Here is a 12,990-nt window from a genome sequence, read left to right on the forward strand (position 1 = left end):
GCTAAAAAAAACTATCAAATCTATATATTTTTCATGTATAAATTTGCTTCGTGAGCTACCAATAAGTTCGGAAATTTTAGGACCTCCAAAAGATTTTTATAAAGAAACTAAGGATTATTGGCTATTAAATTTCCCAGAAAACAATAAACAAAGTCAAGAAAGTTTTCTCAGCATATATCCTAAAAATTTCATACGTAGAAAATTTCCTAAAACTATAAAAGATGAAGTTCACTGGAAATTTGAGATAGAGTCTATCCATGAATATCCAGAGACATTTGTTACTGTAATACCACAAGGTCGTGTATGGGGTCATAACGGCACTGTTATAAGCCCAGATGATAAGTTACTGGGTGATTTGTCTTTTGAAATTGGTACAGATATAAGTGAGCATTCAATACTCAAATCTTGGAGATTACCAAATCTACATTACGTAGATGGAACTGTTGCTGTTTTATCGGCTGCTGGAGGCGAAGGATACTTTCACTGGATGTTTGACGTTTTACCGCGCATTCATTTACTCAAGCAAGCTAAAATCCAGTTCAGTCATATAGACAAATTCTTAGTTAATAGCTTACATCTTTCTTTCCAGAAGGAAACATTAGAGATTTTAGGTATTCCTGAAGAAAAAATTATAGAAAGTCGGAAATTTCCTCACATCAAAGCTAAACAATTAGTTGTACCTTCCCTACCAGGACAGACAGGTAATATCCCCAAATGGGCTTGTGATTTTCTCAAAACAAAAATTCTAGTTAATGATTCTATTGAAAAAGTAGGCAAAGAAAATCTTATTTATATAAGTCGCGATCGCGCTGCCTTTCGTCGGGTTATCAATGAGGATGAATTAGTTCAGTTTTTAAACAAATTCAACTTTGAAGTTATTTTTCTAGAAAAAATTTCAGTGGCTGAACAAGCTTCAATTCTATCGTCTGCGTCTGTCATTGTGGCTCCTCATGGTGCTGGTTTATCCAATCTCGTTTTTTGTTCCCCCGGAACTAAAATTATTGAATTATTTTCACCGAATTATGTAAATGGTTGTTACTGGGTTTTGTCAAATAATATGGAACTTGATTATTATTACCTCATCGGAGAAGGAGAAGAACCAGAAAAATTTTACGATCCTCATTGCATGGCTGAAGATATGTTAATTAATATAGATTCTCTAGCTCAATTATTAAAAATAGCTGAGGTGATTTAGAAACAAGCATGAATGAAATAAAATTGTTCAGAAATCCGAAGATTTGGGAAAAAAATTTACCAAGAATTTCTGTTATCACAATTACATACAATAGACTTCAAGAGCTAAAAGAAACATTTTTAAATATTATATCTCAAACTTATCAAAACCTGGAATATATCGTCATTGATGGTGGTTCTCAGGATGGTACGGTAGATTTTCTGCAAGAAAATAATGCAAATATATCCTATTGGATTAGTGAAAAAGATGCTGGAATTTATGATGCCATGAACAAAGGAGCCTTGGCTGCTACTGGGGACTGGATAATTTTTATGAATGGCGGCGATAAATTCTTTGCAGAGGATACACTGGCTCAAGTTGCAGAATATCTTGATAATTCAGTGGATGTTGCTTATGGCAAATTTGAATATGTTGTTAATGATAAATATGGGTATCATACCTATCAGCGACAGCCATATGATCTGTCTATAATATGGCGTGAAATACCTACTTGCCATCAGAGTATTTTTGTTAAAAGAGAACTACAAGTTAAATATCCCTTTGATACTTTCTTGACTTGGTGTGCAGATCATGATTTTCTGGCCAAGGTTTACGTTGCTGGCTATCAGTTTCAGGAAATTCCTGTAGTTATTTCTAAATTTGATGGATCGGGAGGAGTGTCTAGAGATTTATTGAGTTTTACTAAAGAGCGTTGGTCTATTTGCAGAAAATACTTTGGGAAATCTTTTCAGCAAGAGTTGTATTTTGTTAATGAATACAAAAGTTTTTGGTTGCAGAAAAACATCATTAGTAAAATTCGTGAGATCCTTCCTAGTCAATGGATTCTTGCTTTACGTAAATATAGAAAAATATATTGATTGATATGGCTCATTCTCAGAATATTGGAGTCTATTTTTCAGCCAATGATGCAGTTTATGATTGGACGATCGCTTTTCTCAATAGCTTCAGAACCTTCAACCCAGATTTACGGCTGATTCTGATTCCTTTTAATGACCAGTGCGATCGCCTGCTAAAATTAAGTAATACTTATAAATTTGAAGTATATACTGATTCATGTTTTTCTCGCTTGGAGGCGATCGGTCAAGCATTTGAGCTAGGTTATACCCCTACTGGCCCATATTGGTTCAGACGCTATGCAGCTTTTTGGGGACCACTAGATTATTTTATGTACTTAGATGCTCGGCAAATTGTGTTAGCAGATATTAAACCCTTTATTGAAGCAGTAGAAACCCTTGGGTTTGACTTTCTACATTATGATTGTGCGATCGATCAAGTTTACGAACCAGGAGCATTTCGTCAAGAATTGTTAAGACAGGGGCGGGGGCGCGGTTTTAACTCAGGCCGTTGGGCTTCTCGTAAGGGGCTATTTTCAATAGAAGAGTTTGAGTTATTAGCAGAAGGTGCATTGAAAATACGAGATCAACTCAACCCTCGCAATACAGATCAAGCCTTTATTAACTATTGCTGCGACATGAAGCCTGTGCGCTATGGGCATTTTGCAGAAGTAATTGGAGGTATATGTCAAAACGGGTGGGCAAGACTATCGGGTAAAATTTACTGGAAAGATGGAAAATACTATTTGTGGGATTACGGGGGTTTGGATCATAAAAAACAAATATTTCTTCTACATTGGGCAGGCTACAGATTGAATGCTTTAATGCCTAATAATTATTTGTTTTATCAATATTTATTAAGAGGCAAATCCATGTTCAAACAGTTGCAATTTTATGGAACTCTAGGATTAGATTACTTAATAAATGCTCCCATTAATAGTATTAAAAGACAAAGTTTACTTAATAGTTTGTACCATGATTTAAAAAAATATTATAAAATTAATTTTAAAAATGAACTATACAAATAAACAACAATAAAAGGCGTTTTGTGAACTTAATTGCTTATATTCATCCCATTCGCACTTATGTACCCTGCACAGGAATAGGGCGGCATATGAACCAGATGCTGCTTGGGCTTGCAGAACGAAGCGGGGTTGAGTTAGAGTTGCTTTTCTTCAAACAATGGCTAGGAAGCGATGGTAAGCTTGATCCACTCAGCCCATTGCGCGAATTACCTAAGCGTACTTTCCCTACAGTAGAAAATTCCACTGAGCGTACATGGAAACTACTTGGCTACCCGCGTGTGGATAAATATTTGCCAGATCAGGCTGACTGGCTCTACGCTCCGATGGAAACTTATATTCCGGTCTCAAAATGCCCCGTCGCTGTTACGATTCACGACATACAAGCATTTGAAACTAATTTACCTTGGTCACATACTTGGCATCACCGATTTTTTCGCTACAAGTGGGAGCGTTGGGTTCGGCGTGCCTTATGTGAATGTCGGGTGGTGTTTACTGTCTCAGAATTTTCCCGACAAAGAATGGTAGAACTTTTGGGTGCAGATCCACAAAAGATTGTGGTGGTGGGAAATGGTGTTGAGCAATCTTTCTTTGACATTGCTTCGGCTAATCCTGCTGACTGGAAAAGTCCTGTAGAAGCACCGTACATTATTATAGTCGGAGGTCTGCGGCAGAAAAAAGGAGGTGATGATGTCTTAGCTGTTGCTGATAGTCTGCGTCAACGTAAGAGTAATCTGCATATTGTTGTGGCTGGTGCCTCAGAAGCTGCTTATGTTGAAGCAGTTAAAGCTCACTCACATGTGACCTTACTTGGTAAAGTTCCAGATGAAGACTTACCACGTTTGATGCGGGGAGCATCTTCTTTCCTCTTCCTTTCTCCTTATGAAGGATTTGGTATACCTGCACTAGAAGCAATGGCTGCTGGGACTCCAGCTATTGTAGCTAATAAAGCCTCTTTGCCAGAGGTGGTTGGAGATGCGGGTATTGTAGTTAACCCAGAGGCAACAGATGAGATTGTAGATGTCTTAATAGAACTCGATCGTAATTCACATCTTCGGAAAAAATATATTCAATTAGGAAAAAAACATGCAGCGCAATATACTTGGTCGCGCTGTGTAGACGGCTTAATCACTACATTCAAACAATTTGCATAATGCTATTAACAAATAACAAAACCACTATGCCTTTAACACAGAAGGCAGAATATGTCCAATTTGGTAGTGGGCTATGCGCCCCTAGCCAATGGTTGAACTTTGATTCTAGTCTTGCACTGCGCTTACAAAAGCTACCTGTGGTGGGGAAGCTAGTCCCTTCTGGTCCTTTTGGAAGATTTCCACAAAATGTGAAGTATGGTGACATAGTGAAAGGGCTACCCATCCCTGACAATAGTGTTGAACTATTGTACTGTTCACATGTTTTGGAACATCTAACTTTAGAAGATCTGCGTAAGTCTCTAGAAAACTGTTACCGATATCTTAAACCTGATGGGATATTTCGTTTGGTTGTGCCTGATTTAGAATTTATGGCTCAACAGTATGTCAAATCAACATCTCCTGAAGCTGCGTTAGAATTCATGCGTGTGACCTGGTTAGGAAAAGAACATCGGCAACGTAGCTTACCTTCTTTTTTCCAAGAATGGATTAGTGGAAGTCAGCACCTTTGGATGTGGGACTATAAATCACTCTCGGTTGAACTCGAAAAGGTGGGCTTTAAGGATATCCGTCGAGCTTACATAGGAGATTCTGGTATTTCTGCTTTTAGCAAGTTAGAAGATGTGGAGCGCTGGGAGAATGAACTTGGGATTCAATGTCGTAAGTGAATATGGCTCTAAAAGTTGTTTTTTGTTGGTCTGATATCTCTGGTTACATGGCAGCCTGCTGGCTAGCTCTGCATCAAACACCAGAAATTGATGTATTTGTCATTGGGTTTCAAGCTCGTACTGAAACGGCATTTTCCGATCAATTGATGCAGGGTATTCCTTGCCGACTCTTGGATATCAAAGAAAGACAAGATGCAAATTTAATCAAGCGTTTGGTGTTGGCAGAATCTCCAGATGTGGTTGTTCTTTGCGGTTGGTTGCATAAACCTTATCGTCAGTTGGCGTTTGCTTCCCAATTATCTAAAACAGCCTTAGTTATGACGATGGATACCCCTTGGTGGGGTACGTGGAAACAACATTTAGCTCCTTGGTTTCTCCGCTCCTACTTGCAATGTATAAATAGCATTGTTGTTGCCGGAGAGCGTAGTTGGCAATATGCTTCACGTTTAGGAATTGACCCAGCAAATATAGCGCATGGAGTTTATGGTATTGATTATGATGTTTGGTCTCCATTGTGGGAACAACGTCTCCAGTCGCAATGGCCGCGTTCATTTTTATTTGTTGGTCGCTATGTTCCGGTTAAGGCAATTGATGTCCTTGTAGAAGCTTACCAAATTTACCGTTCTCAAGTATCAAATCCTTGGACTTTAGTATGTTGTGGACAAGGAGCATTGGAATCACATCTTTTGGGAAAACCAGGAATCGAGAATCGAGGATTTTTACAACCATCAGAAATGCAAGCTGTATGGCAATCAGCAGCAGCTTTTGTTTTGCCTAGTCGATTCGATCCTTGGCCCCTAGCTTTAGTAGAAGCTGCTGCGGCTGGGTTACCTATTATTTGTACTGATGTTTGTGGTTCTGCTGTGGAGATAATTCGACCTTGGTATAATGGCTTGATTGTACCAAAAGAAGAACCAAAAGCTTTAGCTAAGGCAATGCTGACTTTACACCAACACTATGCTGAATTACCAACTTGGGGAAAGCGATCGCAACAATTAGCAGCTCCTTACGCTGCCAATATCTGGGCAACTCGTTGGCAGGAATTGTTACACAACGTACACCAGATAAAAACAGTCAAGCAAAATACAAGTAATCTGGTTACTGAAAATCTGGCATGAATTTTCAACCATGAATTCAGATCCTATTAGCAAACTTCTTGACCTGATCTTTAGCCCTTATGGCATATTCGGTATTGTCATCGGTCTTTTCATGTTGGATAAAGCTCGACGTTCTCGGCGTTTAGCTTGGCTATTATTCGCTTTTTGCTGTTATGCAACTTCGTTAGCAAAGTTTCAGGATCAGTGGATAAAGGAACCACCAGCTTTAGTTTTTCCTTTGCAACAGTTGCGCGATATGGGTCGCCCCTTAACGATAGTTCTCCTCGCTTCACTGCTCGTACTGGGAATGCAAACACAGAACGGGTGGCGGCGGATAATTATTCCACAGCCAGTCTATTACCTGATCGCATTTCAGGTGGCAGTTTTTTTGAAGATTCTAGTTTATGGTGACGTAGGTTTTGCCTTACTTGCGCTAACTACATTTGGGGCAATTGTGCTGATGTTTAAGTTAGGACCTTCCCGGTGGTTGCAGGATGAATACAATTTCCGCTTGGGTGTTTGGTCACTTGCAATGGCTGGTGTCGTCTTTGCTGTTGCCTGCGCTTATCAAGGAAGATTTGATATGCACGCAATGACATTTGTGCAAGGCAGGTTCCTGGGAACTACTGGTAGTTCCCAACATGCAGCTGCTTTGTTAGCAGGCACTATTCCCTGCTTCATGTTTCTCATTGAAAGCCATCAAAAATGGAACTTGATCAAAGTTTTTTGGATCGCTATTTTACTTGTTGTTGCATACTTTTTATTTCTAACAGGTTCTCGTACTGGCGCAATTATGGGAATCAGCTCGATTTTATTTTTCTATCGTAATAGATCTGGTTATTTACTACGCTTAGGTTTGTTTGTTGGTGTTTTGTTGGGCGTAATCTTTTGGTTTATAAGTCCAGATGCCATTACCCAAAACACACCAGTAAGCAATAGGTTCATTGCAGGTGGAAACACACGTGAAGAAGCTTGGGCTGGTATGTGGAGTGGCTTTATGAGTAGCCCACTCTTTGGTTCCCCCTTGCAGGGAGGACGTTTGGTTTTTGGAGAGAATTCGTGGTTAGCTGCTGGAGACACTACAGGATTGATGGGATTTATACCTATAGCCCTAATGGGGCTAGGATGTTTGAAGATGATGTTTGAACTTCATCAATTAAATCATAAAAAATCTAATTATTTTTTGCATAGTAGTACTGTTATAGCTGGCTTGGCAGGTCTTTTGGTAGGAAGCTTTTCAGAAGCTCTTCTTTTGGGAAATCTATCTTTTCCTGTGTTTTCACTGCTGATGTATTTATCACTGGGAAAGTATTTACTTGATTTGGATAAGGTCGAAAATAAGTATTTATTGTGGCAAAAAATGCAAAATTGAAGAAGAATTCAGGAGTCAGAATCAATCAGATCGGAGTAGCTCCCGCCGTATCCGCGAGTGTCTTAAAGACAACCAAATTTCCAGGAATGGGGGTATAAAAAGAGTTTCTTCATCCACCAGTCGCATAGAATTCAATTGGATAATTATGACAATTTACGTGTTTATTCTTTCTTCTTAATAATTTGAAAATCTAATTTATCTGTATGTATAATTAATTCTAACCTTTGATTTATTTTTAATGAAAATTCTCCACATTATTCCTTCTATTACAAAAGTACGGGGTGGCACGAGTCAAGCTGTTTTAGACATGGTAAAAGCATTGCAAATAATTAATGTCAATGCCGAAATTGCCACTACTAACGATGATGGTGATAACTTACTCGATGTTCCGCTTTGCAAGCGCATTCAATACAATCATGTTCCAGTTTGGTTTTTCCACCGGTTTTCACCCAATATCAAAGCTGTCAGAGAATATGCGTTTACTGGTGAGTTGACACAATGGCTTTGGCAAAATATTTCTCAGTATGAGCTTGTACATGTCCACGCTCTTTTCTCCTATCCATCAACGATCGCAATGGCGATCGCCCGTTTGAAAAATGTTCCTTACGTAGTCACTCCACATGGCTTACTATGTGAGTGGTCTTTACAACAAAGTACACGTAAAAAGCAAACCTACCTTAAACTTATAGAACAAGCAAATCTTGACAGCAGTCAGATGATCCACTTCACTTCCGAGAAGGAACAGCAAGAAGTATCCTTACTTGGACTGCACAAACCTAGTTTTGTGCTACCGTTGGGAATATCTTTACCAACTCAAATTTCCGATGCTCGTCAGCGTCTGCGGCAACAGTTTAACATTCCCCCAGACGAACCTGTGATTTTGTTTTTGTCTCGCCTGCATTATAAAAAAGGTTTAGAGTATCTGATTCCGGCTCTGAGCAAACTGAGTCACCACCGATTTACTTTTATACTTGCAGGGAATGGCACTCCAGATTACGAAGCTGAAATAGAATCTTTGCTGGTTAAGAGTGGATTGCGCGATCGCACCCTTGTTGTGGGATTTGTCGAAGGCCAGACCAAAGATATATTGATGCAAGGTTCTGACCTTTTTGTTCTGACTTCTCATTCGGAAAACTTTGCTGTCTCAGTTTTAGAATCGTTAGCTGTAGGTGTTCCTGTTTTGGTGACTCCTGGTGTAGCTCTAGCTTCTGTTGTCAAAGAAAACCAACTAGGTTATGTTCCTGATTTGGATGTAGCAGCGATCGCCCAAGCTTTAGAAGATTACTTGAATAATACCCAAATCGCTCAAAAAATGGGTGAGCGAGCTCGTCAACTTATATCGGAAAAATACACTTTAGAAAAAACAGCCTTGCAAATGCAACAAATTTATCAAACTGTTCTCCAAAAAGAATTTCTGCCTACTTTTCTGTAAAAACTCTTGACCGATTTATTTTCATAACCCTAAATAAATTAATTCTTTGCTCCAAGTTTCTAGGAATCAATAAATTTAGTTTTCTGCAATTTTTTATGTATTTATATGCTAGATAAAATCACCCCCTTAATTCTAACCTACAATGAAGCACTTAATATTAAGCGAACACTAGAAAAACTAACTTGGGCAAATCAGATTGTTATTATTGACAGCTATAGTTCTGATGAAACTCTAGAAATCATCGCATCTTACCCTCAAGTTAAATTATTTCAAAGAAAATTTGATACTCACGCTACGCAGTGGAATTACGGCTTATCTCAAATAAAATCTGAGTGGGTACTATCTCTAGACGCAGATTATATTGTTTCAGAGAAACTGGTTGATGAAATCAAGGAATTACCTGAAGATTCACCCATAGATGGTTATTTTATCAGATTCAAATATTGTGTTTTTGGTAAACCTCTAAGGGGTACAATACTTCCTCCTCGACAGGTTCTTTTTAGAATCAATAAATCTATTTACATTGATGATGGTCATACCCAACTCTTACAAGTTAAAGGTGAATCAGCAATGTTATCTGGCTATATTTACCACGACGATCGCAAACCTCTTAGCCGTTGGTTATGGGCGCAGGATCGCTACATGGTTATTGAAGTCAAGAAATTATTGGATACTCCCATGAGCGAACTAAGTTGGGGCGATCGCATCCGCAAACAAAAACTTCTTGCTCCTTTCATTATCCTTTTCTACTGCCTGATTTTCAAGGGTGGGATTCTTGATGGCTGGCGCGGCTGGTATTATGCATTTGAGCGTGTATTAGCAGAAATTCTTCTTGCAATTCATTTGATTGAAGCCGAACAATTAAAAGAAAAAGCATGATGAGAAAGTTTCATTGGCTACGCAAAAAATATTTAATTTTAGCTATAGCAAGTTCTTTCCTCTCGCTACTGCTGATGGTTCCCCTGCGTCTGGCTATAGCCTACTACCAAGCCCCCCAACCACAAGCTATTCTGACTCTTGGCGCTTGGACAGACCGCGAGCAGACAGCAGCCGAAATAGCCCGTTGGTATCCTGCTTTGGAAGTTTGGGTTTCCTCTGGTACTCCCCCTGAAATAGCGCGACCGATTTTTCAAGCTGCCGGCATTTCAGACAGTCGTGTTCACCTAGATTATCGTGCTGTTGATACCGTTACAAACTTTACTACAATTGTTCCTGAGTTTGAGCATAAAGGTATACAACATGTTTATTTAGTTACGTCAGATTTTCATATGCCTAGAGCGAAGGCGATCGCCACCATGATTCTTGGTATCAAAGGTATCGCCTTTACGCCAATTTCTGTACTCTCAGATGCAGATCAATCAAGAAAAGAAAGTATTTCTCCTATTATTCGCGATCTAGGACGCTCCATACTTTGGATTGTCACAGGTCGTACAGGAACCAGTCTTCAGTCTGTTATTGATTTACTCTAGTATGCGTCTAGATTCTTACACAGTCGATAATTATATTCCTGGCGCACCTTATTGGAAGCAACTTCTGTGGTACTTCTTGGGTTCACCCTTAGTACAAAGTCGCTTGTTTCCCATGTCAGGCTTAAAAGTTTTGCTACTTCGTACTTTTGGAGCAAAAATTGGTCAAGGTGTTCGTATCAAGCCAGGAGTTCGCATCAAATTCCCTTGGCGGTTGATAGTTAGCGATTATGTATGGATTGGAGAAGATGCTTGGATTGATAACCTTGCTCTAGTCACCATTGAAAGTCATGTATGTCTATCTCAAGGCGTTTATCTGTGTACTGGTAATCACGATTGGAACCATCCTGACTTTCAACTGATTACTGCACCGATTTATATTCAAGAGAGTAGTTGGATTGCAGCCAAGGCAGTAATTGGCCCGGGAGTTACTGTTGGTCGGGGAGCAGTGCTTACCTTAGGGGGGGTAGCTAGTAGTTCATTAGAGTCGATGACAATTTATGTGGGTAATCCAGCTCAAGCCATAAAGCAACGGAAATTGTAGGTAGAGACTGTTGTGGATTGATATCCTACCCCACTGCATTCGGCACTCCCAATGCAATGGGGGTATGACTCAAGTAGTTAAGGAGGTTGTAGCTAATCACAGGAAAATCCCACAACTAATACCATTTCCAAAAATCTTTGCAACACATGAATCGACTGTAGGGGCGTACAGCTGTACGCCCCTACCTATGTATCTGTATCAGGTATTTCGTGAAATTGTATAACAATCAAAAAGAAATACATCCTACTCTCGTATAGACGCGATTAATCGCGTCTGTACCTACTCCCCATTTTGATCTTATGGAGACAAGAACTTAGTCGGGTTCATGCCATCAGAATCTATTAGAGTCTGTTGAACCAGACCATTTACAAGTTTGACAACATACACAGACCCTGCCCTTCTAGCACGTAAAGTCAGAGTTCCCAGTTTGTTATCAATCTTCACCCTCACATCGCGGTCATTGCCCACATTCGCCCAAGCAGTAACTAGCCAACGGTCTTCGCCAATAATTTTGCGTGCCAGGACACGAGCGGTTCGTACGGTAACAGGTCCCCATCTACCTTGTAATTGCTGTGTCTGACCTTCCGCAGGGAACTCCATTGCTGGCAATACCTTAGTCCAACTTTGATAGGGATGCAGATTTGGCCCCGGCAAAAGGTCGCCCTTACGCAAGTACTCTTCTAAATGTGAGAACAAGGCATGGGCGTGACCTTGTATTGTTAATTGTCGAATCAGTGTGGGAGTTGTCGCACCAATCGGCCTGTTGTAGTTGAGTGCTTCCCACAATGGTCCACTGCATACGAAATACCCGCCTACAGACCCGATGGCTCCTGCCGTGTAGTAAGTTTTCATCATACCCATAAAGGTATCTGGACTCGAGATTGGTTGACCTGTGTAACCTTCCCAACCCATGCTTATCCAAGGATAAGTAAACTTCTGTCCCAGACTGATTGCCCCAGAAATATTATTCAACGCTTGTGTCAATGCGTCCCACGCCACTCCGGTGTTGTACTCTATACCAGTCCAGCCAGAGTTATGAAAGTTGTAATACATTTCTGGCGCGGTATAATCAGATACGATTGGTTTGCGAGAAGAGTCCAGGAAATTTTCGTATTTGAACATATACCATGCCCATCCCGCCCAGCGACCACGCTCAGTACCGTATTGTTCTTGATACCATGAGTACGGTGGTCGAGACTGCAAGTTACTAAACAACTTCTCTTTAAGTACTCCTTCCTGTCGTGCTTTGTTGCGAGATATGTAGGCAAACCAGTCATTCAGACCAGAATTATTGAAGTCAGCTTTTACTTGGGGGTCTCGTCCGAAGTACTGTTCAGGATCGTTGTCAGCAAGAATCCAAAGTCCAGACTCACCTTGGTTCATTATCAGTTTGATAGGCTGACCAGCAGTTCTCTCTAATTGACCTATGTATTTTCCATAGTAGTCACCGATGATTTGAAATGCCTCATTTGGTGCAGCTGGACTGACTATTGCTCGGCCACCGTTGAGAATGATGTTTCCATTTTTGTCACGTAACCACGTGTTCAGCGGCAGCTTAGGTAGATTGGGGTGTCGCCCATCGTAGTTATCATAAAATCTATAAACTTCTCCTACCATAGCTACAGGTTGGTAGCGATTAGGATTAGCTTGGGCATATTCTGCCAAATTATCTGGTTGTATTGGTAGTCCATACCCCCAATAGTTAGCTAATTCAATGTAAGTATCTTTCGATAGCCCACAATGAGCTTGACCCAAAGGTAACAGAGTATTGCCTTTTTTAAATACGGGTCGAGGCGCGGCTTTAAGATGATCTAATGGAGTGGATTGTGAATTCAGGGTTTGAGCATATAGTGGCGTATTAACGACCATACCCAGAGTCATTGCAAAGCTAAGCGCCGAAGAAATAGTCGAGCGCATTGAACCTAAATGAAGCTTTTTCATTAAGTCTCCTTAGCAGCACACAGGGAACAACAAATTACTGTATGCCAATATATTTGCACACGAATAATTAAGCGATTTCACTACTATAAAAAGTAGTAAAATTCGCTTTTTTATAAGCGAGTACAGTTTATTAATTTTTAGTAAAGTTAGTCAAGAGTAGTTTCTTGGACTAAATATCTCCCATAAAATCAAAACTACTCTCTGACTAGGTTAGGGCGTTTGATTTTTTTTCTTATTAGCCAAATTTACGTCAATCTACGTGCAGTTAA

General features: G+C 40.0%; 12 protein-coding genes. 11 read left to right on the top strand and 1 reads right to left on the bottom strand.

Annotation, left to right across the window (positions count from 1 at the left end):
* Positions 1 to 43: 43 nt before the first annotated feature.
* The 11 genes from IQ276_RS21875 (at position 44) to IQ276_RS21925 (ending at position 10,780) form a co-directional block, all read left to right on the top strand.
* Positions 44 to 1,195 (top strand): glycosyltransferase family 61 protein, encoded by a 1,152-nt coding sequence (locus IQ276_RS21875; RefSeq protein ID WP_228042754.1) that lies wholly within the window; start codon positions 44 to 46, stop codon positions 1,193 to 1,195.
* 8 nt (positions 1,196 to 1,203) lie between these two features.
* Positions 1,204 to 2,052, top strand: a complete 849-nt coding sequence (locus IQ276_RS21880; protein WP_193912765.1) for a glycosyltransferase family 2 protein — start codon at positions 1,204 to 1,206, stop codon at positions 2,050 to 2,052.
* 5 nt (positions 2,053 to 2,057) lie between these two features.
* On the top strand, positions 2,058 to 3,056 hold the full coding sequence (locus tag IQ276_RS21885; protein WP_193912767.1) for a hypothetical protein: 999 nt from the start codon (positions 2,058 to 2,060) through the stop codon (positions 3,054 to 3,056).
* A gap of 20 nt (positions 3,057 to 3,076) precedes the next feature.
* Complete coding sequence (locus IQ276_RS21890) at positions 3,077 to 4,204, top strand: glycosyltransferase family 4 protein (RefSeq protein ID WP_193912769.1); 1,128 nt, start codon at positions 3,077 to 3,079, stop codon at positions 4,202 to 4,204.
* 26 nt (positions 4,205 to 4,230) lie between these two features.
* Positions 4,231 to 4,869, top strand: coding sequence for a class I SAM-dependent methyltransferase (locus IQ276_RS21895; RefSeq protein WP_228042755.1), 639 nt, complete (start codon positions 4,231 to 4,233; stop codon positions 4,867 to 4,869).
* Positions 4,870 to 4,871: 2 nt separating this feature from the next.
* On the top strand, positions 4,872 to 5,987 hold the full coding sequence (locus tag IQ276_RS21900) for a glycosyltransferase family 4 protein (protein WP_193912772.1): 1,116 nt from the start codon (positions 4,872 to 4,874) through the stop codon (positions 5,985 to 5,987).
* Between the two features lie 10 nt (positions 5,988 to 5,997).
* Positions 5,998 to 7,338, top strand: coding sequence for an O-antigen ligase family protein (locus IQ276_RS21905; RefSeq protein WP_193912774.1), 1,341 nt, complete (start codon positions 5,998 to 6,000; stop codon positions 7,336 to 7,338).
* 238 nt (positions 7,339 to 7,576) lie between these two features.
* The gene (locus tag IQ276_RS21910) at positions 7,577 to 8,770 is read left to right on the top strand and encodes a glycosyltransferase (protein ID WP_193912776.1); all 1,194 of its coding nucleotides are present in this window, start codon (positions 7,577 to 7,579) and stop codon (positions 8,768 to 8,770) included.
* A gap of 105 nt (positions 8,771 to 8,875) precedes the next feature.
* Positions 8,876 to 9,649 carry a glycosyltransferase family 2 protein gene (locus IQ276_RS21915; RefSeq protein WP_193912779.1) on the top strand — a complete coding sequence of 258 codons (774 nt, stop codon included), beginning with the start codon at positions 8,876 to 8,878 and terminating at the stop codon, positions 9,647 to 9,649.
* Positions 9,646 to 10,239 (top strand): YdcF family protein, encoded by a 594-nt coding sequence (locus IQ276_RS21920; RefSeq protein WP_373690585.1) that lies wholly within the window; start codon positions 9,646 to 9,648, stop codon positions 10,237 to 10,239. Before IQ276_RS21915 ends, IQ276_RS21920 begins: the two co-directional genes overlap by 4 nt.
* A 1-nt stretch (position 10,240) precedes the next feature.
* The gene (locus IQ276_RS21925; protein WP_193912781.1) at positions 10,241 to 10,780 is read left to right on the top strand and encodes a WcaF family extracellular polysaccharide biosynthesis acetyltransferase; all 540 of its coding nucleotides are present in this window, start codon (positions 10,241 to 10,243) and stop codon (positions 10,778 to 10,780) included.
* A gap of 297 nt (positions 10,781 to 11,077) precedes the next feature.
* Here the strand turns inward: IQ276_RS21925 and IQ276_RS21930 are convergent, their stop codons facing one another.
* The gene (locus tag IQ276_RS21930; RefSeq protein ID WP_193912783.1) at positions 11,078 to 12,721 is read right to left on the bottom strand and encodes a hypothetical protein; all 1,644 of its coding nucleotides are present in this window, start codon (positions 12,719 to 12,721) and stop codon (positions 11,078 to 11,080) included.
* Positions 12,722 to 12,990 lie beyond the last annotated feature (269 nt).

It is taken from the genome of Desmonostoc muscorum LEGE 12446 (genome assembly GCF_015207005.2).
Classification (GTDB): domain Bacteria; phylum Cyanobacteriota; class Cyanobacteriia; order Cyanobacteriales; family Nostocaceae; genus Nostoc; species Nostoc muscorum.